Source organism: Bradyrhizobium australafricanum, from assembly GCF_020329495.1.
GTDB classification, from domain to species: Bacteria; Pseudomonadota; Alphaproteobacteria; order Rhizobiales; family Xanthobacteraceae; genus Bradyrhizobium; species Bradyrhizobium australafricanum.
This window is the reverse complement of the sequence record NZ_JAGKJL010000023.1, coordinates 19022-40616: the sequence shown is the minus strand read 5'-3', so window position 1 is coordinate 40616 and position 21595 is coordinate 19022. Positions and strand designations below refer to the sequence as shown.

At 64.1% G+C, this 21595-nt stretch carries 15 protein-coding genes; 4 read left to right on the top strand and 11 right to left on the bottom strand.

All coding sequences use genetic code 11. The features are described 5' to 3' along the window. Positions 1-489: 489 nt before the first annotated feature. Complete coding sequence (locus J6525_RS21270) at positions 490-1701, top strand: FAD-dependent oxidoreductase (protein WP_225646161.1); 1212 nt, start codon at positions 490-492, stop codon at positions 1699-1701. Positions 1702-1714: 13 nt separating this feature from the next. Here the strand turns inward: J6525_RS21270 and J6525_RS21265 are convergent, their stop codons facing one another. The 6 genes from J6525_RS21265 to rplJ all read right to left on the bottom strand — a co-directional run bounded on the left by J6525_RS21265 (position 1715) and on the right by rplJ (position 16063). Next, positions 1715-3754 carry an ABC transporter ATP-binding protein gene (locus J6525_RS21265; RefSeq protein ID WP_225646160.1) on the bottom strand — a complete coding sequence of 680 codons (2040 nt, stop codon included), beginning with the start codon at positions 3752-3754 and terminating at the stop codon, positions 1715-1717. Positions 3755-3980: 226 nt separating this feature from the next. Then, complete coding sequence (locus tag J6525_RS21260) at positions 3981-6041, bottom strand: FAD-dependent oxidoreductase (RefSeq protein WP_225646159.1); 2061 nt, start codon at positions 6039-6041, stop codon at positions 3981-3983. A gap of 180 nt (positions 6042-6221) precedes the next feature. Continuing rightward, a complete protein-coding gene (gene rpoC / locus J6525_RS21255; RefSeq protein WP_057019552.1) occupies positions 6222-10424 on the bottom strand; it encodes a DNA-directed RNA polymerase subunit beta' in 4203 nt (1400 codons plus the stop codon). Between the two features lie 127 nt (positions 10425-10551). Beyond that, positions 10552-14670 (bottom strand): DNA-directed RNA polymerase subunit beta, encoded by a 4119-nt coding sequence (rpoB, locus tag J6525_RS21250; RefSeq protein WP_057019553.1) that lies wholly within the window; start codon positions 14668-14670, stop codon positions 10552-10554. A 441-nt stretch (positions 14671-15111) separates the two neighbouring features. Beyond that, positions 15112-15492: a 50S ribosomal protein L7/L12 gene (gene rplL / locus J6525_RS21245; protein WP_028335453.1), complete on the bottom strand. Its 381-nt coding sequence runs from the start codon at positions 15490-15492 to the stop codon at positions 15112-15114. A gap of 52 nt (positions 15493-15544) precedes the next feature. Further along, complete coding sequence (gene rplJ, locus J6525_RS21240) at positions 15545-16063, bottom strand: 50S ribosomal protein L10 (RefSeq protein WP_028335452.1); 519 nt, start codon at positions 16061-16063, stop codon at positions 15545-15547. Between the two features lie 618 nt (positions 16064-16681). Here rplJ and J6525_RS21235 point away from each other — a divergent pair. Genes J6525_RS21235 through sigJ form a run of 3 tightly spaced genes read left to right on the top strand, consistent with a single transcriptional unit; the run spans position 16682 to position 18459 of the window. Further along, a complete protein-coding gene (locus tag J6525_RS21235) occupies positions 16682-17059 on the top strand; it encodes a hypothetical protein (protein WP_225646158.1) in 378 nt (125 codons plus the stop codon). After that, the gene (locus tag J6525_RS21230; protein ID WP_063790155.1) at positions 17052-17597 is read left to right on the top strand and encodes a hypothetical protein; all 546 of its coding nucleotides are present in this window, start codon (positions 17052-17054) and stop codon (positions 17595-17597) included. Before J6525_RS21235 ends, J6525_RS21230 begins: the two co-directional genes overlap by 8 nt. Next, positions 17575-18459 carry an RNA polymerase sigma factor SigJ gene (gene sigJ / locus J6525_RS21225; RefSeq protein WP_092082410.1) on the top strand — a complete coding sequence of 295 codons (885 nt, stop codon included), beginning with the start codon at positions 17575-17577 and terminating at the stop codon, positions 18457-18459. Before J6525_RS21230 ends, sigJ begins: the two co-directional genes overlap by 23 nt. Positions 18460-18467: 8 nt before the next feature. Here sigJ and J6525_RS21220 read toward each other — a convergent pair whose 3' ends face one another. From J6525_RS21220 to secE, 5 genes are all read right to left on the bottom strand, one after another. After that, positions 18468-19424: a 2-hydroxyacid dehydrogenase gene (locus J6525_RS21220; RefSeq protein ID WP_225646157.1), complete on the bottom strand. Its 957-nt coding sequence runs from the start codon at positions 19422-19424 to the stop codon at positions 18468-18470. A 154-nt stretch (positions 19425-19578) separates the two neighbouring features. Then, entirely contained in the window at positions 19579-20271 is a 693-nt protein-coding gene (gene rplA, locus J6525_RS21215; protein ID WP_018272150.1) for a 50S ribosomal protein L1, read from the bottom strand. Positions 20272-20277: 6 nt separating this feature from the next. Continuing rightward, positions 20278-20706: a 50S ribosomal protein L11 gene (gene rplK, locus J6525_RS21210; protein WP_016840552.1), complete on the bottom strand. Its 429-nt coding sequence runs from the start codon at positions 20704-20706 to the stop codon at positions 20278-20280. 130 nt (positions 20707-20836) lie between these two features. After that, on the bottom strand, positions 20837-21370 hold the full coding sequence (nusG, locus tag J6525_RS21205) for a transcription termination/antitermination protein NusG (protein WP_021081670.1): 534 nt from the start codon (positions 21368-21370) through the stop codon (positions 20837-20839). A gap of 20 nt (positions 21371-21390) precedes the next feature. After that, on the bottom strand, positions 21391-21582 hold the full coding sequence (secE, locus tag J6525_RS21200) for a preprotein translocase subunit SecE (protein WP_028335448.1): 192 nt from the start codon (positions 21580-21582) through the stop codon (positions 21391-21393). Positions 21583-21595 lie beyond the last annotated feature (13 nt).

The window sequence follows — 21595 nt, the reverse complement described above, 5'->3', positions numbered from 1 at the left end:
CCGAGGTCATGCATCCGAAATCACTCTCAAGAGGACGTGCTCAAGAGAACCAATATCGTCCTGGCATTGCCTAGCTATCATCGACAGCGTTTGAGCGGCATTCGTCGAGGTTGGTGCCCGTCCGGCTCCTCAAAAAAGGACCTTCGGGTGTTCCGTTCCGACGCTGGCGTAGCTCACCGCCTGTCGTTAAGTGGGCGCCTTGTATAATCGAGAGATAGTGAAGTCAAGCAAAACGACAAGCAAAGAAACGCCTCTGGCACTTGCGGATTTCGCATTTCGCCGAGGTTCGGCGCAAGGCGAAATGTGACGGCCGACCGACCTCCCCGCGCCCTCATCCGAATCTTCGGGCGCGTGCGGAATCATATTATATCCGGGTAAAATATGAATAGAAACAACTCTCCCCAAGTTCGTCCCGAAGGCAAACTTCAAAACTAAGCCTTTATTTGCCATTCGCAGCGCAAAAATCGGGGTCACAGCCACGGAATTCCCATGCGGTACACCGACATCGCGATCATCGGCGGCGGTCTTGCGGGCTCGACCGCAGCCGCCATGCTCGGCCGTGCCGGGATACCGACGGTCCTGATCGACCCCCACCGGGTCTACCCGTTCGATTTCCGTGTCGAAAAGATCGGCGGCGACCTCCAGCTCGAGCGATTCGCCAGGACCGGCCTCGCCGAGTCGGTGCTCCGCTCGGCGACGCTGGACGGCGAGAACTGGATCGCGCGATTCGGCCGGTTGCTCGACAGGCAGCCGAGCCGGCAATACGGCATCATGTACGACGCGCTGATTGCGGCGATTCGGAACGAAATCGCCGGGCCGGCGGAATTCATCTGCGACAAGGTGATCAATGTCGCGACCAGCTCTGAGCGGCAGCGGCTCGTGCTTGCCAATGGCGAGGAGATCTCGGCGCGCCTTGTGGTGCTTGCCAACGGCCTGAACGTCGGGTTGCGCCGGATGCTCGGCATCGACCGGCTGGTCACGAGCTTCTGCCACTCGATCTCGCTCGGCTTCGATTTCGTCCCCGTCGGCCGCCCCGCCTTCCCGTTCGCGGCCATGACCTACTTCTCGGAGCGGCCGAGCGACCGCATCCCCTACATCACGCTGTTTCCGGTCGGAAACCGGATGCGCGCCAACCTCTTCACCTATCGCAAGGCCGACGATCCCTGGCTGCGGGCGATGCGGCGCAATCCGGTGGAGACGCTGAATGCCGCGCTGCCGCGGCTGCGCCGGCTCACCGGCGAGTTCGACATCGCCGGCGATATCAAGATCAGGCCCGCCGACATCTTTGTCAGCACCGGCTATCGGCAGGCCGGCGTGGTGCTGGTGGGTGATGCCTTCGCCAGCACCTGCCCCGTCACCGGCACCGGCACCGACAAGGTGTTCACCGACGTCGCCCAGCTCTGCAACGTCCACATCCCGGCCTGGCTGTCGACCGACGGCATGGGCGAGGAGAAGATCACTGCGTTCTACGACGATCCCGTCAAGACCGCCTGCGACGCCTGGTCGAACGCCAAGGCATTCAGCTTCCGCGAGGTGTCGGTCGGCAGCGGGCCCACGTGGCAGGCCCAGCGCTGGGCGCGCTTTTTCGGCTATCTCGGCCGCGGCTGGCTGCGCCGGCTGCACAACCCTGCGGCGGCGGCGTCAACGACGCAGCCGGCCAACCACTTCCGGCAACGTCCGCACGCCGCGGACCGGGCATGACGCGGCACGGGCCTCACGCCTCCTCATCCTCGTCTTCGTCCTCATCTTCATCATCGTCATCGTCATCATCCGCGTCGTCGGCGTCCTCGTCGTGATTCAGATGTCCCTGGTCGTCCCACAGCTTGCGATAGACGCCATTGCGAGCCAGCAGCTCCTCATGCGAGCCGCGTTCGATCGCCCTGCCGCCGGAGATCACGATGATCTCGTCCATCTCGACCACCGAAGTCAGGCGATGCGTCGACCAGATCATGGTGCGGCCCTCGGCGACCTTGAGCAGCGTGCGATTGATCGCAGCCTCCGTGGTCTGGTCGAGCGCCGAAGTCGCCTCGTCGAGCAGCAGCACGGACGGGTTACGGATGATCGCGCGCGCGATCGCGATGCGCTGGCGCTGGCCGCCCGACAGGGTATCGCCGCGCTCGCCGACCGGCGTGTCGTAGCGCTGCGGCAGACTCATGATGTAGCGATGGATCTCGGCCTTGCGGGCAGCGTCCTCGACCTCCGCGTCGGTCGCGCCTTCCTTGCCGAGCCGGATGTTCTCGCGGATCGACATGTTGAACAGCATGTTCTCTTGGAACACGACTGCCATGTTGGCCCGCAGCGACTCGCGCGTCACCCGCCGGATATCGACGCCGTCGACGGCGACGCGGCCCTCGTCCGGCACGTAGAGCCGCAGGATCAGGTTGATCAGCGTGCTCTTGCCGGAGCCGCTGGGACCGACGATCGCAATGCTCTTGCCGGCATTGAGCTTGAGGCTGAGATTGTCGAGCACCGGCGTCTGCGCCCCCTCATATTGGAAGGTGACGCGGTCGAAGGAGATGTCGTTGGTGATGCGCGGCAGATCCGGCGCGCCGGGACGATCGGCGCCGCGGGTCGGCTCGTCGAGCAGTTCCTGGATGTGCCGCACCGCCGCCGCCGACTGGATCGACACCGGGATGAAATGCATCAGATGGGCGATGTTGTAGGACACCTCCCAGAACGCACTCTCGAAGGTCACGAAGGTGCCGACGGTGATCTGCCCCTTGGTGGCGAGATAGGCGCCGATCGCCAGCACCACGAGGTGGAGCAGCAGCACCGCGATGGTGACGGTGCGCTCCACCATGGTCGACAGGAACATGGCTGACGCGGCCTTGGCCCGGACGTCGCGGTTGCGCATCGTGAACCAACCGAGCGCCCGGCGCTGCAGATTGAACGCCTTCACCACCGCCTGCGCGGCAACGTTCTCCTGCACGGTTCCGAGCAGCGCGGCCTCGTTCTGCTTCTGCTCGTAATTGGCCTGCACCGCCTTCGGCGTCAGGATGCGCGGCCCAATCAGGGTGATCGGAAACACCAGCAAGGCGACCACGGCAAGCTGCCAGTTCAGGAACAGCATCAGGATGATGCCCGCGACCAGCTCGAGGCCCGGCAGCGCCGCGCTGTTGGCGAAGGTCTTGACCGAGCCCTCGAACGCCGACAGATCGATCGAGAAGCGCGACAGGATCTCGCCGCGCTTGGTGCGCGCGAAATAGGCCGACGGCAGGTTCTGGACATGGTCGAACAGCCGCGTCCGCACGTCGGCGATGATGCCGGCGCCCAGCCGCGCATCCCAGCGCTCGTACCAGACCGCGATGATCGAGGTGACGATGCCGGCAACCGCGAGCACGCCGAGGATCTTGTAGAGGGCCCCGAAATCCTCCTCGCCGAGCGCGTCGTCGATCAGGAATTTCAGGCTGAGCGGCATGATGACGTTGAACAACGTCTCGACCAGCACGCCGAAGGCGACGCAGGCGAACGGCTTCCTGTAGTTCGCCAGGATCGGCCTGACGAAGCCAAAGATCGTGGAGAGCGCGCCGGCGGCTTCCTTGGCGGTGAAGACGACGAGGTCCTCGTCATCATCGTCGTCATCGAGCTCGAACTCGTCGTCCGCGTCGTCTTCCTCTTCGTCGTCAGCCGGCGCCGCGGACGGCTTCGTGGAGGCGGCCGCCGCGGGCGGACCGGACGCGGGCTTCTTCTTCAGCTCGGGATCGTCGGCCGCCGCTCTCGTCGGATCGTCTGATGCAGGAGGTCTTGGCGCCATGAAACCAACCGATGCTCCACGGCCGGCATGACCGCAAATCGAAACCGCAGCTGATAACACTGCGCCCGTAATCCTATGCGATCACGACGAATTCGGCAAAGCGTTTGGAACGGCCGACGCGCCGCGGCGCGCTCGCGCGGATTCGCGGAGCGCAGAATTGCCGCCGTTTGACAGCTGGTTGACACGAGGCCGGTCGGCTGGCGGCAAAAGCTTCCGGTCGGTCCCGCTAGTCGTCGAGGTCGGCTTCGACCTTGTCGAAGAAGGAATAGCGCAGGCTGTCGGAGTCAGCGTACCACTGCCCTGGCCCCTTGTTGGCGGCCAGCGTCAATGTCCACAGCGCATCGGTGCAGTCGCGGCGGTGCATCGACAGGTCGAAGCCGTTGCCGAAGAACAATTCCGACCACTCCCACCAGGTGCCGAGCTTCTTCACCCCGCGCAGCAGGTCGTAGCGATCGATCACTGCCGCCGCCATGTCGGAGGTCACCGACGCGAACACGACGCCGGTCTTGACCACGCGGTTGAGCTCGCGCACCCCGCGCACCACCTGCTTTTCGCCGAGATGGCACAGCGAGGTCTCGAACACGAAGTCGAACTCGTTGGCCTTGAACGGCATGTCGGCGATCGAGCCGAGCTTGTTGTACTTCTTGAGCGCCTTCGGCGTCTTGCCGTGGATGTAGCGGTTGTTCTCGATGCCCCAGGCATCGATGCCACGTTCGCGCAGCGCGCCGACCAGTTCGCCGCTGGCGGAGCCGGCGATCAGCAGCTTGTAGCCCTTCGCCCTGCCCCAGACCGTCTTGATCAGGTCCGTCAGATAGGCGGGGTCGGTGAAGTTGCGCCAGACCTCGCTGTAGGGCCCCGCGCCGCGATAATTGTTGAAATAGCTGCGGTCGATCTTGTCGGACAGCGAGCTCTCGTCCTGCGCGCGGCTACGGCGCAGCCGCATCATCTCGGTGACGATGATGTCGGTCGCGGCATCGGAGGAATCGAGCAGTCCGTTCAGCGTCGAATCGAACAGATAGTCGCCGACCACCACGATGCCGGGGTGCTCCTTCGGCTCAGGCCGGTGGTTCGTCATGACGTCGCGCACCGGCAGGCCGCCCGGCAGCGCGTTGACCGACGACAGCCAGCGATGGATCTTGCCCTCCAGGAAATGCTCGCGCGCATCGCCGAGCGAGGCCGGCAGCGACTTCAACGCGGCGTCGATCAGCTCCTGGTCGCTGAGATTGGCGAAGGCAAGCGCATCCGAGCCCGCGATCAGCCAGTTCAGCACGCCGTGCTTGCCGACATCGTGGCGCGCGCCCTCATTGTAGACGCAGCAGCCGCCGAACGCTTCCGACATGAACCAGGCGCCCGGGATCTTCTCGCCCCAGAACGGCTCGTCGAACAGGATCGAGACCCGCAGATAATGCGCGGGCCGGTCGAAATAGGCGACGTGCTTGACCATCGACTTGCGCAGCTGTTCGCCGTCCCAGTGCATGGTCGTGAGCCAGGAGTGCGGCAGGCAGACCAGCACGAGATCGAAGTCGCGCGTCTCCGGCCCCTTGCCGTTCATCATGTTGAGCTGGTAGCGGCCGCCAGCGGTCTTGCCGACCTTGAGCACACGATGGTTGAGCTGGATGTCGGCGCTGACTTCCGAGCGCAGACAATCGATCAGCTGCTCGTTGCCGTTCTGGATCGAATACAGGCCGATATAGCCGTCGACGTCCATCACGTAGTTCTTCAGCGCGTTGAGGCCGTTGGTGTTGTGGCTCTCGGTCGCGATGTCGGAACGCGCCATCACCTTGAAGAAGCGCTTCGCGGTCGCGTCCTCGACCTCCTCGTCGAGGACCTGCTCGGCGGTCTTGTAGGCCCACGGGTGTTCGTTGTCGTGGGCGCCGACGCCCTCGTAATATTCGATCGGCGACACCAGGTCGCTGCAGCGCTTGCGGAACGCCTCGATCGCGGCCGCGGTCTTCGCCCCGTACTTACGGCGCATGCCGGGAACGTCGGCGAGCAGCTCGCCGTCGAGCTGCACCTGCTCGGCATCCATCGGGATCGTCTGCAGGCCGAAATGCTGGATCAGCTCGCGCAGCGGGTCCGGCCCCGTCATCGAGTAATCATAGATCTCGGCGACGCCGGCCTCATACATCGCGGGCGCGGTGTCGAATTTGCGCGTGACGATCTTGCCGCCGAGGCGGTTCGACGCCTCGAAGATGGTAACGCGGCAGAGGTCGCCGAGTTTGCGCTTCAAATACCAGGCGCTCATCAGCCCCCCGGGGCCGCCGCCTACGATAGCCAAGTCGAGCATATGGATTCCGTCGTCTCCGGCGCGAGCCAAACAGCCGGTCTAAGTCACCCTAGCAAAGGCACTTTTTTGCCTGAAGGAAAGATGAACAAACTGCGTCCCTGCACCGCAGCAAGCAAAGAAAGCAGCAAAAAGGCCGGCTAAACGCCGGCCTTCTCGCCATACCCGTAGTCTTGCGGATGCCTATTCCGCGGGCGGCAGCGCCAGCGGCTCCGCTTCCGGAGCCGTCGGCACGATCGCCGCCTGCTGCTTCTCGCGCTCGTCGAGGATCAGCTTGTCGCGCTTGACCGCGACTTCGCGGATCCGCGCCATCGAGGCGCCGGTGCCGGCCGGGATCAGGCGGCCGACAATGACGTTCTCCTTGAGGCCCTCGAGCGGGTCCACCTTGCCGTTGACGGCAGCTTCGGTGAGCACGCGCGTGGTCTCCTGGAACGACGCCGCCGAGAAGAAGGAGCGGGTCTGCAGGCTCGCCTTGGTGATGCCGAGCAGAACCGGCGTACCCGTGGCGGGCTTCTTGCCCTCCTCCTTGGCCTTGGTGTTGAGCGCGTCGAACTCGATCTTGTCGACCTGCTCGCCCGAGATCATGTCGGTGTCGCCCTGATCGGTGACCTCGACCTTCTGCAGCATCTGACGGACAATCACCTCGATGTGCTTGTCGTTGATGAGCACGCCCTGCAACCGGTAGACCTCCTGGATTTCGTTGACCAGATAGGCAGCGAGCTCCTCGATGCCCTTGATCGCCAGGATGTCGTGCGGCGCCGGATTGCCTTCGACGATGAAATCGCCCTTTTCGACGATGTCGCCGTCCTGAAGGTGGATGTGCTTGCCCTTCGGGATCAGGTACTCGCGCGGCTCCTCGGTCTTGTCCATCGGCTCGATCGAGATGCGGCGCTTGTTCTTGTAGTCGCGGCCGAAGCGGATCGTTCCCGCGGTCTCCGCGATGATCGCCGCATCTTTCGGCTTGCGAGCCTCGAACAGTTCCGCCACCCGCGGCAGACCGCCGGTGATGTCACGCGTCTTGGCGCTCTCGGTCGAGATACGCGCCAGGATGTCGCCCGGCATCACCTTCCCGCCGGTGTCGACCGACAGAATGGCGTCGACCGACAGCATGTAGCGGGCATCGCCGCCACGCGCGAGCTTCATCACCTTGCCGTCCTTGCCCTTGACCACGATGGCCGGACGCAGGTCCGAACCGCCGCGCGTCGTGCGCCAGTCGATGACCACGCGCTTGGCGATACCGGTCGATTCGTCGAGCGTTTCCGAGATCGACTGGCCTTCGACCAGATCCTCGAAACCGATCGTGCCCTCGACCTCGCTCAGCACCGGGCGGGTATAAGGATCCCACTCGGCGATGCGCTGGCCGCGCTTGACCATATCGCCTTCGTCGACGTGCATCTTCGAACCGTACTGAATACGGTGGGTTGCACGCTCGGTGCCGTCGGCATCGACGATCGCAACGACCATGTTGCGCACCATCGCGATCAGGCTGCCTTCGCTGTTGCGGGCGATCGCCTTGTTCTTGATCACGATCTTGCCGTCGAAGTTCGATTCGACGAACGACTGCTCGTTGAGCTGCGCGGCACCGCCGATGTGGAACGTGCGCATCGTCAGCTGCGTGCCGGGCTCACCGATCGATTGTGCCGCGATGACGCCGACGGCCTCACCGTGGTTGACCGGGGTGCCGCGGGCTAGGTCGCGGCCGTAGCACTTGGCGCAGATGCCGTTGATCAGCTCGCAGGTCAGCGCCGAGCGGATCTTCACTTCCTGGATGCCGGCCTGCTGGATCGCGTCGACGTGGCTCTCCTCCATCAAGGTGTCACGCTTGATGACGACCTCGTTGGTGGCGGGATCGCGCACGTCATCGCAGGCCACGCGGCCCAGGATGCGCGAGCCGAGCGAGGCGACCACGGTGCCGGCGTCGACGATGGCGCGCATCTTGATGCCGAGCGTGGTGCCGCAGTCGGTCTGCGTGATGATGCAGTCCTGCGCGACGTCGACCAGACGGCGGGTCAGGTAACCCGAGTTCGCGGTCTTCAACGCGGTGTCCGCGAGGCCCTTGCGGGCGCCGTGGGTCGAGTTGAAGTACTCGAGCACCGACAGACCTTCCTTGAAGTTGGAAATGATCGGCGTCTCGATGATCTCGCCCGACGGCTTGGCCATCAGGCCGCGCATGCCGGCGAGCTGCCGCATCTGGGCCGGCGAACCACGCGCACCGGAGTGCGCCATCATGTAGATCGAGTTGATGTCGGCATCCGCGCCCGCCGCCGTCTTCTTGGTGGACGAGATCTCCTTCATCATCGCCTTGGCGACTTCTTCACCGGCCTTCGACCAGGCGTCGACGACCTTGTTGTACTTCTCGCCGTGGGTGATCAGGCCGTCATTGTACTGCTGCTCGAAATCCTTCGCCAGCGTACGGGTCTGATCGACGATCTTCCACTTCGACGCCGGCACGACCATGTCGTCCTTGCCGAACGAGATGCCCGCCTTGAAGGCGTTGTAGAAGCCGAGCGCCATGATTCGGTCGCAGAAGATCACCGTCTCCTTCTGACCGCAGTGCCGGTAGACCTGATCGATCACGCCGGAGATCTCGCGCTTGGTCATCAGCTTGTTGATGATGTCGTACGAGATCTTCGGGTTCTTCGGCAGCAGGTTGCCGAGCATGACGCGGCCCGCAGTGGTTTCGATCCAGCGCTTGGAGTGCTTGCCTTCCTCGTCGAGGCCTTCCCACCGGTACTTGATCTTGGTGTGGAGGTGGATGACCTTCGAATGCAGGGCGTGCTCGAGCTCGGCCATGTCGCCGAAGATCTTGCCCTCGCCGGGCAGGCCTTCGCGCATGATCGAGACGTAGTAGAGGCCGAGCACGATGTCCTGCGACGGCACGATGATCGGCTGGCCGTTCGCCGGATGCAGGATGTTGTTGGTCGACATCATCAGGACGCGCGCTTCCAGCTGCGCTTCGAGCGACAGCGGAACGTGCACGGCCATCTGGTCGCCGTCGAAGTCGGCGTTGAAGGCGGCGCAGACCAGCGGATGCAGCTGGATCGCCTTGCCCTCGATCAGCACCGGCTCGAACGCCTGGATGCCCAGGCGATGCAGCGTCGGCGCGCGGTTGAGCAGCACCGGATGCTCGCGGATCACCTCGTCGAGGATATCCCAGACCTCCGGACGCTCTTTCTCGACCAGCTTCTTGGCCTGCTTCACCGTGGTGGACAGGCCCTTGGCATCGAGCCGCGAGTAGATGAACGGCTTGAACAGCTCGAGCGCCATCTTCTTCGGCAGGCCGCACTGATGCAGGCGCAGCTCGGGACCGACCACGATCACCGAACGGCCCGAATAATCGACGCGCTTGCCGAGCAGGTTCTGGCGGAACCGGCCCTGCTTGCCCTTCAGCATGTCGGCGAGCGACTTCAGCGGACGCTTGTTGGCGCCGGTGATGACGCGCCCGCGGCGGCCGTTGTCGAACAGTGCGTCGACGGCCTCCTGCAGCATGCGCTTTTCGTTGCGGATGATGATGTCGGGCGCACGCAGCTCCATCAGCCGCTTCAGGCGGTTGTTGCGGTTGATGACGCGGCGGTACAGGTCGTTGAGGTCCGAGGTCGCAAACCGGCCGCCGTCGAGCGGCACCAGCGGACGCAGGTCCGGCGGAATCACCGGCACGACCGTCATGATCATCCATTCCGGCTTGTTGCCGGAAACGCGGAAAGCCTCGACGATCTTCAGACGCTTGGCGAGCTTCTTGTGCTTGATGTCGGAGTCGGTCTCCGCCATGTCGGCACGCAGCGTCGCCTCGAGCTTCTCGAGCTCGAGCCCCTTGAGCAGCTCGCGGATCGCCTCGGCACCGATCATGGCGGTGAAGGAATCCTGGCCGTACTCGTCCTGCGCCTTCAGATACTCGTCTTCCGACAGCAGCTGACGGTCCTTCAGCGCGGTGAGACCCGGCTCGAGCACGACGTAGTATTCAAAGTACAGGATCCGCTCGAGATCCTTCAGCGTCATGTCGAGCAGGAGGCCGATGCGCGAGGGCAGCGACTTCAGGAACCAGATGTGGGCGACCGGCGCCGCCAGCTCGATATGGCCCATGCGCTCGCGCCGGACGCGCGACAGCGTCACCTCGACCGAGCACTTCTCGCAGATGATGCCCTTGTACTTCATCCGCTTGTACTTGCCGCACAAGCACTCGTAGTCCTTGATCGGCCCGAAGATGCGCGCGCAGAACAGGCCGTCACGCTCCGGCTTGAAGGTGCGGTAGTTGATGGTCTCCGGCTTCTTGATCTCGCCGTAGGACCAGGACAGAATCTTCTCCGGAGACGCGATCGAAATCCGGATCTGGTCGAAGACCTGGGCCGGGGTCGTCGGATTGAAAAGATTCATAATCTCTTGATTCATGGTCTTCTCCTCGCGTGCCGATCGTCACCGGCAGCAAATTCGAAACTTTTATTCAGCGCGCGCCCTGCCCAACGTCCGAGCGGAGTGCGAAGGCCCGGCGCGTTTGGCGCCGGGCATGATCACAGCGTTACTCGGCCGCTTCCGACGTCGACGCCGGTCCCACCTTGGAATTGTGCAGGTCGACGTTGAGGCCGAGCGAGCGCATTTCCTTGACCAGCACGTTGAACGATTCCGGAATACCGGCCTCGAAGGTGTCGTCGCCGCGCACGATCGCCTCGTACACCTTGGTACGGCCGGCGACGTCATCCGACTTCACGGTCAGCATCTCCTGCAGCGTGTAGGCGGCGCCGTAGGCTTCCAGCGCCCAGACCTCCATTTCGCCGAAGCGCTGGCCGCCGAACTGCGCCTTGCCGCCCAGCGGCTGCTGGGTGACGAGCGAGTACGGACCGATCGAGCGCGCGTGGATCTTGTCGTCCACGAGATGGTGCAGCTTGAGCATGTAGATGTAGCCCATCGTCACCTTACGATCGAACTGATCGCCGGTACGGCCGTCATAAACGGTCGACTGGCCGGAGGCGTCGAAGCCCGCGAGCTTCAGCATCTCCTCGATGTCGGCTTCCTTGGCGCCGTCGAACACCGGCGTTGCGATCGGCACGCCGTGGCTCAGATTGCGGCCGAGTTCGACCAGCTCGTTGTCGTTCAGCGACTTGATGGTTTCATCCTCGCCGTAGATCTTCTTCAGGGTCTCGCGCAGCGGCTTGAGATCCTGCTTGTGATAATAGGCGTCGATGGTCTGCCCGATGCGCTTGCCGAGGCCGGCGCAGGCCCAACCGAGATGGGTCTCAAGGATCTGACCGACGTTCATGCGCGACGGCACGCCGAGCGGATTGAGCACGATGTCGGCGTGCGTTCCGTCCTCGAGGAACGGCATGTCCTCGATCGGAACGATCTTCGATACCACACCCTTGTTGCCGTGACGGCCGGCCATCTTGTCGCCGGGCTGGATCTTGCGCTTCACCGCGACGAAGACCTTGACCATCTTCATCACGCCGGGCGGCAGCTCGTCGCCACGCTGCAGCTTCTCGACCTTGTCGAGGAAGCGCTGCTCGAGGCCCTTCTTCGACTCGTCGTACTGCTTCCGCATGGCCTCGATCTCGGCCATCAGCTTGTCGTTCGGCGAGGCGAACAGCCACCACTGCGACTTCGGATACTCGTCGAGCACCGCGCGGGTGATCTTGGTGTCCTTCTTGAAGCCCTTCGGGCCGGCGATGCCCTGGCGGTTCTCCAGCAGCTCGGCGAGGCGGTTGTAGACGTTGCGGTCCAGAATCGCCTGCTCGTCGTCGCGGTCCTTGGCGAGACGCTCGATCTCCTCGCGCTCGATCGCCAGCGCACGCTCGTCCTTGTCGACGCCGTGGCGGTTGAACACGCGGACTTCCACGATGGTGCCCTGCACGCCCGGGGGCACGCGCAGCGAGGTGTCGCGGACGTCGGAGGCCTTCTCGCCGAAGATGGCGCGCAGCAGCTTCTCTTCCGGCGTCATCGGGCTCTCGCCCTTCGGCGTGATCTTGCCGACCAGGATGTCGCCGGCGCGGACTTCCGCACCGATGTAGACGATACCGGCTTCGTCGAGGTTCTTCAGCGCTTCTTCCGAGACGTTCGGAATGTCGCGGGTGATTTCCTCAGGACCGAGCTTGGTGTCGCGGGCCATCACCTCGAACTCCTCGATGTGAATCGAGGTGAAGACGTCGTCCTTCACGATCCGCTCGGAGAGCAGGATCGAGTCTTCGAAGTTGTAGCCGTTCCACGGCATGAACGCGACCAGCACGTTGCGGCCGAGCGCGAGCTCGCCGAGATCGGTCGACGGACCGTCGGCGATGATGTCGCCCTTCTTGACGATGTCGCCGACCTTCACCAGCGGACGCTGGTTGATGCAGGTCGACTGGTTGGAGCGCTGGTACTTCATCAGCCGGTAGATATCGACGCCCGACTTGGTCGGATCGAGATCCTCGGTGGCGCGGATCACGACGCGGGTGGCGTCGATCTGGTCGATCACGCCCGAGCGGCGCGCGGCAATCGCCGCGCCCGAGTCACGGGCGACCACGCCTTCCATGCCGGTGCCGACGAACGGCGCCTCGGCGCGAACCAGCGGCACCGCCTGGCGCTGCATGTTCGAGCCCATCAGCGCGCGGTTGGCGTCGTCGTTCTCGAGGAACGGGATCAGCGCCGCGGCGACCGAAACCAGCTGCTTCGGCGACACGTCCATGTAGTCGACCTTGTCCGGCGTCACCGGCAGCACTTCGCCAGCGTGACGGCAGACCACGAGGTCGTCGGTGAAGCGGCCCTTGGCATCGAGCGGCACGTTGGCCTGCGCGACGCGGTAGCGGCCCTCTTCCATCGCCGACAGATAGATCACCTCGTCGGTGACCCGGCCGTCCTTGATCTTGCGATAGGGCGTCTCGACGAAGCCGTACTTGTTGACGCGCGCGAACGTCGCCAGCGAGTTGATCAGGCCGATGTTCGGACCTTCCGGCGTCTCGATCGGGCAGATGCGGCCGTAATGCGTCGGATGCACGTCGCGGACTTCGAAGCCGGCACGCTCGCGGGTCAGACCGCCCGGGCCAAGCGCCGACAGGCGCCGCTTGTGGGTGATTTCCGACAGCGGGTTGGTCTGGTCCATGAACTGCGACAGCTGCGAGGAGCCGAAGAACTCGCGCACCGCGGCAGCCGCGGGCTTGGCGTTGATCAGGTCCTGCGGCATCACGGTGTCGATATCGACGCTCGACATGCGCTCCTTGATCGCACGCTCCATGCGGAGCAGGCCGATCCGGTACTGGTTCTCCATGAGCTCGCCGACCGAGCGCACCCGGCGGTTGCCGAGGTGGTCGATGTCGTCGATCTCGCCCTTGCCGTCGCGCAGGTCGACCAGCGTCTTGATGACCGCCAGGATGTCTTCCTTGCGCAGCGTGCGATGGGTATCGGGCGCATCGAGCTCGAGGCGCATGTTCATCTTGACGCGGCCGACCGCGGAGAGGTCGTAGCGCTCGGCGTCGAAGAACAGCGACTGGAACATCGCCTGCGCCGAATCCAGCGTCGGCGGCTCGCCCGGACGCATCACGCGGTAGATGTCGAACAGCGCGTCCTCGCGCGTCATGTTCTTGTCGGCAGACAGCGTGTTGCGGATGTAGGCGCCGACATTGACGTGGTCGATGTCGAGCAGCGGCAGGTCCTTGTAGCCCTGCTCGTTCAGCACCTTGAGCGACTTCTCGGTGATCTCCTCGCCGGCTTCGGCGTAGATCTCACCGGTCTTCGGGTTGACGAGATCCTCGGCGAGATAGTTGCCGACGAGTTCCTCGTCCGACATGCGCAGCGCCTTCAGGCCCTTCTCCTGAAGCTGGCGCGCCTGGCGCACGGTCAGCTTCTTGCCGGCCTCGAGCACCACCTTGCCGGTGTCGGCGTCGATCAGGTCGTTGACGGTCGAATAGCCGCGGAAGCGGTTGGCATCGAACGGCACGCGCCATCCGTCCTTGGTCCGCTTGTAGGTGATCTTCTTGTAGAAGGTCGACAGGATCTGCTCGCCGTCGAGACCGAGCGCGTACATCAGCGAGGTCACAGGCAGCTTGCGGCGGCGGTCGATGCGCGCGAACACGATGTCCTTGGCGTCGAACTCGATGTCGAGCCAGGAACCGCGATACGGAATTACGCGCGCGGCAAACAGCAGCTTGCCGGACGAATGGGTCTTGCCCTTGTCGTGGTCGAAGAACACGCCCGGCGAACGGTGCATCTGCGAGACGATGACGCGCTCGGTGCCGTTGACGACGAAGGTGCCGTTCATCGTCATGAGCGGGATATCGCCCATGTAGACGTCCTGCTCCTTGATGTCCTTCACCGACTTGGCGCCGGTTTCCTCGTCGATATCGAACACGATGAGGCGCAGCGTCACCTTGAGCGGCGCAGCGAAGGTCATGCCGCGCTGGCGGCACTCGTCGACGTCATATTTCGGCTGTTCGAACTCGTAGCGGACGAATTCGAGCATCGAAGTGCCGGAGAAATCCGAGATCGGGAACACCGAGCGGAACACCGCCTGCAGGCCCTCGTCGAGCCGACCGCCGGTCGGCTCGTCGACCATCAGGAACTGGTCATAGGACGCCTTTTGAACCTCGATGAGGTTCGGCATCTCGGCGACTTCCTTGATGTGACCGAAAAACTTGCGTACGCGTTTGCGACCGGTGAATGTCTGCTGCGCCATCGTGGCCTCTCATTTTCGTCGCCTTTGTGGGGCGAACCTTCCGGGAGCGACTGCCATCGGCCCCGGGTTGAATTTCGAATCGTCTCGAAGGAACGAAGCGCAAAGTCAGGAATTAAATCCCCGTCCCGGCCCCGACCACCTCCAAAACGCAAAACAACGCGCGGGGCGCATCACTGCACCCGCTCGTCCAAACGCTCCGCTTTACGGACTGAAAAAGCCCGAAATCTGACTGTCTCCCAACGGCTTCCGCCGAGGACCCTGCCGTCCCCGCCGCCTACCGTGTTTTTCCGCTGCCAACCCGATATGGGATGGCAATAAAGGAGATTCGAGGGTTAAGTCCACGGATCCCCACACTTTTTTGTGTCCGGCGCGCCACGCGACAACCTGTCGCACGCCGTTTGCATGGCCCGGGAGCGCCCTGCGGCGCTCCCGGATCGCGCATTACTTGAGCTCGACCTTGGCGCCAGCCTTCTCGAGCTGGGCCTTGATCTTGTCGGCCTCTTCCTTGTTGACGCCTTCCTTGACGGGCTTCGGAGCGCCTTCGACGAGGTCCTTGGCTTCCTTCAGGCCCAAGCCGGTGATGGCGCGGACTTCCTTGATGACTTCGATCTTCTTGTCGCCGGCCCCAGCCAGCACGACGGTGAAGTCAGTCTTCTCTTCAGCCGGAGCAGCGGCACCGCCACCACCAGCAGCCGGGCCAGCAACCGCAACGGCGGCAGCGGCGGACACGCCCCACTTTTCTTCGAGGAGCTTGGCGAGTTCGGCCGCTTCGAGCACGGTGAGGCTCGAGAGGTCGTCGACGATTTTCTGCAAGTCAGCCATTGTTCAGTTCCTTAGACGTTTGGTTCGAACCAGGTTTGAGATTAGCGAAGGGTCAGGCCGCTTCGCCCTTTGAGGCATGAGCCTGAATGACGCGTGCGAGCTTGGCCGCGGGCGCGTTGGAGAGCTGAGCAAGCTTGGTCGCCGGCGCCACGAGGAGGCCAACGATCTTGCCGCGCAGTTCGTCGAGCGACGGCAGTGAGGCAAGCGCCTTCACGCTGTCGACATTCAGGACGGTTTTACCCATCGAGCCGCCGAGGATGACGAACTTCTCGTTCGCCTTGGCGAATTCGATGGCAACCTTTGGCGCCGCAACCGGATCGTTCGAAGTAGCGATCACGGTCGGTCCCTTCAGCAGGGAGCCGATGGCAGCGACGTCAGTGCCTTCAAGAGCAATTTTGGCGAGACGGTTCTTCGAGACCTTCACCGACGCGCCCGCCTGCTTCATCTGCATGCGCAGCTTCTGCATCTGGGCCACGGTGAGGCCGGAATAGTGAGCAACGATCGCAACCGACGTGGTCTTGAAGACCTCGTTAAGTTGTTCGACCGACTCTTTTTTTGCCGCTCGTTCCACAGCAAGCTCTTTCCGGTTGGCGGCCTTTCCGCGAAGGCAGGGCCGCCGGGTTGCACCCATCGTCCCGCCCTAAACCTGATCCTTGGGGCGCAAGACCCTTCGGACATGCCGGGCAAGACGACATCTAGAAGCCTGCCCTCCCAGAGCCTTGCGGCCATGGGCTGTCGAGGTTCGAACCAAACCAGCCTCCCGGCCGCGAACTGATCGCGACGTGGAGGGCAAAATCCGGTCTTCACCCGTCTATGCAGGCCATGCGATTAAGCCGTTGAAAACACGAAGTTCTCGCGGGCGCCTGCAGTCTTGGACAGGATCGAGGCACTTCAGCACGCTGAAGGCCCCTGCTCTCATTCCTCTGAAGGCGATGGTTCTCCTTCCTTTCGAGCATCCTTGCGGGCATGCGGAAAGGAATGATCTCCTATCATCTCAGGTTTTCGGATTGCGAGCACGGACATGCCAGCAAGTGCCAGCACGCCCGGAAGGCGCTATGTAGCCGGTCCTGTTCTGCTTGCCAAGAGCAAATTTCAGACCAATTCGGCGACCGGCCCGGCCCAGCGAAAAATTTCTTCCCCGAGGCGTCACGCTCCAATGCCGTCGCTCGTCTGGGCGCTGGAGGCTCGCATGAAACGATGGATTGCAGGAATTCTCGCCCTCTTCAACCTCGCCAATGGGCTGGTGATGCTGTCGGCCGGTTCCCTCTGGTGGTCGCTGGTGCCCGGCGCCGCCGATACCGGTCCGTTCAACCCTCATTTGGTCCAGGACGTCGGCATTGCCTTCATCGCGGCCGGGCTCGGCCTGGCCGCGCGAGCCTTGTGGCCGGCCTGGTGGCCGGCAGCGGTCGCGGGCGCCGCGTTCCTGGCCGGCCACGGCCTGCTGCATCTCGTGATGATCGCCGGCGGCCACGACCGCCATGCCGCATCCGATCTGGTGGCGGTCGTCCTGCCCGCGGCGCTCGCCCTCTATTCCGCCCTGCCAAATCAAGGAGAACGACATGCGTAGCTTCATCGCGCGCCGCATGCTGCGCGCCTATTCCCGGCGCTACGGCTACGACACCACCTATCTCGAGATCATGCTGAAGGAATCCCCCGCCGCGTTCTTCAAATTCGCCGGCGCGATGAAGGCCGCCGCCTACCGCGCGGTCGCGCCGGTTGAGGCCTTCTATGCCGCCAAGCTCACCGGCGCGCTGGCGGAAGATTGCGGTCCCTGTGCGCAACTGGTCGTCGACATGGCGATCGGAGCCGGAATGGCGGAACAACAGGTCACCGCCGTGCTCCGTCGTGACGTTGCCGCCATGACCGCGGACACCGCGCTCGGCTTCCACTTCGCCGACGCCATCGTGCAGCGCTCGACCGACGATGACGCCTGCCGCGACGCCGTTCGCGCGCGCTGGGGCGAAAAAGGCGTGATCGACCTCGCCATGGCCCTACAAATCGGCCGCATCTTCCCCATGATGAAGCTGGCGCTGGGATATGCCAGGGAGTGTCGCCGCGTGACCGTGGCCGGCCATCAGATCGATGTCATCAAGCAGGCTGCCTGAGCGCGACCCGCTCGCGCCGTATCGGGCGCGGCTGACCGGGCTTGCCTATCGCATGCTCGGCAGCCGCGGCGATGCCGACGATGTGGTCCAGGACGCGTGGCTGCGGTTCGCCGCGGCTGACGACGTTCGCAATCCCGAGGCGTTCCTCGTCACCGTGGTGACCCGGCTTTGTCTTGACCGGCTGAAGAGCGCCCGCGCCCAGCGCGAGCTCTATGTCGGCGCCTGGTTGCCCGAGCCGGTGTTCGACGAGGCGCTGTCGGCCGAGGCGGCAACCGAGCTCGCCGACGATCTCTCCTTTGCGCTGATGCTGGCGCTCGACGCCCTGACGCCGCTCGAGCGCGCCGCGTTCCTGCTGCACGACGTGTTCGACCGGCCATTCGCGGAAGTCGCCCGCACCCTCGAGCGCAGCGAGTCGGCCTGCCGGCAGCTCGCCGCGCGCGCCCGCCGATCGGTCCGCGACAACCGCCCTGTTCCCGTCGAGCCGCCCGAAGGCCATGCACGGCTGCTGACGGCATTCTGCAAGGCCGCGGCCAGCGGCGACGTCTCCGCCCTCGCCAACCTGCTGCGCGAGGATGCCATCGCGATCACCGACGGCGGCGGCCGCAAGCTGGCGGCGCTGAAGCCGATCAAGGGGGCAGAGAAGATCGTCCGCTTCATCATCGGCATCGCCGGCAAGAACGCCGGCAGCGAGGTTCGCGTCGAACCGATGATGGTCAATGGCAGCGCGGGCGCGCTGATCTTCCTCGATGGCGAAGTCGACCACACGCTGAGCATGGCGATCGACGGCGAGACCGGCCGGATCGCGGCGATCTACATCGTCCGCAACCCGGACAAGCTGCGCCACGCGCCGCGCCGGAGCTGAAGCTCCGGTCAGGACGCCGTCGCCACCGGATAGGCGAGCGGCTTGCCGGCAAAGAACGCGTCGAGATTGGCCAGCACGCAATCCTGCATGGCGACGTGCGATTCCAGCGTGTGGCCGCCGAGATGCGGCGACAGCACCACGTTCGGCAACGCGGTCAGCGCATCGGGCGCATGCGGCTCCCTCGCGAACACGTCGAGGCCGGCACCAGCGATCACGCCGTCGGTCAACGCTGCGACCAGCGCCTTCTCGTCGATGACCGAGCCGCGCGCGATGTTGACGATGAACCCGTCGCTGCCGAGCCGGCGCAGGATGTCGGCATTGACAGCATGCTCGGTCTCGGCGCCGGCGCGGACGGCGATCAGCAGCACGCTGCACCAATCGGCGAGCGCCTCCAGCGTCGGAAAGTATTGATAGGGCACGTCGTGCTTCGAGCGGCTGAAATAGCCGACCTCGGTCTCGAAGGCGGCGACGCGGGCGGCGATCTTGCGGCCGATCTCGCCCATGCCGTAGACGCCGACCTTGCGGCCGCGCATGCCGGCCTGCGGCCGCATCATCGGCGACGGCTTTGCACCGGCCCAGTCGCCGCTCCGCACGTAATTGTCAGCCACCAGCAGCCGCCGCACCGACGCCAGCATCAAGGTCACCGCCGTGTCGGCAACGGAGGCCGCATTGGCCCCCGGGCTGTGGCCGACCGCGATGCCGCGCTTGGCGGCCGCGGCGAGATCGACGCCGTCATAACCGGTGCCGTAGCAGACGATTGCGCCGAGCTTCGGCAGCATGTCCATGGCCTCCGTGCCGAGCGCCGTGCCGCCCGCGGTGATCATGGCGCGGATATCGGCGAGCTCGGCCGCCGGGAACGCTTCATCCAATCGCTTGCCCGCCGCGTCTAGCAGCTCATAGCGCTCGCCGAAGCGGATCAGCTGGGCCTTGGGAAAGCGTGAATAGACCAGGACCTTATCGGGCATTGTTATTCTTTCTTGCGAGAGGCTTCAGATCTTGTCTTGGCGCGTTTTCTTCACGCGAACCGGTAGCCACTTCGCTCGAAAACGCTTTGGCAAAACAAAGGGCGGAACCGGTCGCCCGGTCCCGCCCCTCTTTATCTCGTCACGGCCAGAGACCTCAGCCGAGGATCGTGCCCGGCTCGACCTTCACGCCCGGGCCCATGGTGGAGGAAACCGCCACGCGCTGGATGTAGGTGCCCTTGGAGCCCGCCGGCTTCGCCTTGGAGACCGCGTCCGCGAGCGCCTTGACGTTCTCGACCAGCTTGTCCTCGGAGAACGAGGCCTTGCCGATGCCGGCCTGCACGATGCCCGCCTTCTCGACGCGGAACTCGACCGAGCCGCCCTTGGCACCCTTCACGGCGTTGGTGACGTCCATGGTCACGGTGCCGATCTTCGGGTTCGGCATCATGCCGCGCGGACCGAGCACCTTACCGAGGCGGCCGACCAGGGGCATCATGTCGGGCGTGGCGATACAACGATCGAAATCGATCGCCCCGCCCTGCACCTTCTCGACCAGGTCTTCGGCACCGACGACGTCGGCACCGGCGGCCTTGGCTTCCTCAGCCTTGGCGCCGCGCGCGAACACGCCGACGCGCAGCGTGCGGCCGGTTCCGTTCGGCAGGTTGACGACGCCGCGGACCATCTGGTCGGCGTGGCGCGGGTCGACGCCGAGATTGATCGCGATCTCGATCGTCTCGTCGAACTTCGACTTGGCGCGCTCCTTGACCATCTTGATGGCATCCGCGAGCGGATAGAGCTTCTCGCGATCGACGCCCTCGCGGGCCTTCTTCAAACGCTTTCCGATTGACATGGCCCGTTACCCCGCAACTTCCAGACCCATCGAACGGGCAGAGCCCTCGACCATCTTCATGGCCGATTCGATGGTGTCGCAATTCAAGTCCTTCATCTTCTTCTCGGCGATCTCGCGCACTTGCGCCTTGGTCACCTGGCCGGCCTTGTCACGGCCCGGCGCCTTCGATCCGGACTGGATCTTGGCGGCCTGCTTGAGGAAGTAGGACATCGGAGGGGTCTTCATCTCGAAGGTGAAGGACCGGTCCGCATAGATGGTGATGATCACCGGGATCGGGGTGTTCTTCTCTTCCTTCTGGGTCTGCGCGTTGAACGCCTTGCAGAACTCCATGATGTTGAGGCCGCGCTGACCAAGCGCGGGGCCGATCGGGGGCGAAGGATTCGCCGCACCGGCCGGGACCTGAAGCTTCAGGTATCCGGTCACTTTCTTTGCCATTTATCACTCCTGTTGTGCCGGACGGGCCGGCGGTTTCAGGTTCCGTGGTTCGGTTGAAGGGGCTGGCGACCGCCTCCTCCCTCCCACGGCCTCTCGACTTGATGCGAGGCATATACCCCGCGCCGTCCGGTCAGACCACCTTTTCGACCTGACCGAATTCCAGTTCCACGGGCGTCGCGCGGCCGAAGATCGACACCGCGACCTTGACGCGCGAGCGCGCCTCGTCGATTTCTTCCACCACGCCGGAGAACGAAGCGAACGGGCCGTCGGCCACGCGTACGTTCTCCCCGATCTCGAACGACACCGACGCCTTCGGACGCTCCACGCCCTCCTGCACCTGGTGCAGGATCCGCATCGCCTCCGCTTCCGAGATCGGCATCGGCTTGTTTTCCGCGCCGAGGAAGCCGGTCACCTTCGGGGTGTTCTTGATCAGATGGAACGCCTCGTCGGTCAGCTTCATCTTCACCAGCACATAGCCCGGGAAGAACTTGCGCTCGGCGTCGATCTTGCGGCCGCGGCGCACCTCTGTGACCTTCTCGGTCGGCACTAGAATCTGCTCGAACAGTTCTTCCAGCCCACGCTGCTTGGCCTGCTCGCGGATCGATTCCTGAACCTTCTTCTCGAAGTTCGAATAGGCGTGGACGATGTACCAGCGCTTGTCCATCAATTGAGTTCCCATGCTCATCAGTGGATGCCCAGTATCAGGGTAATCAGATAGCGGATGATCTGATCTGCGGCGAAGAAGAAGACCGAGGCCAGCGCCACCATCACGAACACCATGATGGTGGTGATGGTCGTCTCGCGGCGCGTCGGCCAGGTGACCTTGGCGGTCTCCGAGCGCACTTCCTGCAGGAATTTGAACGGGCTGAAAGCCATCGTGAGATCCGCG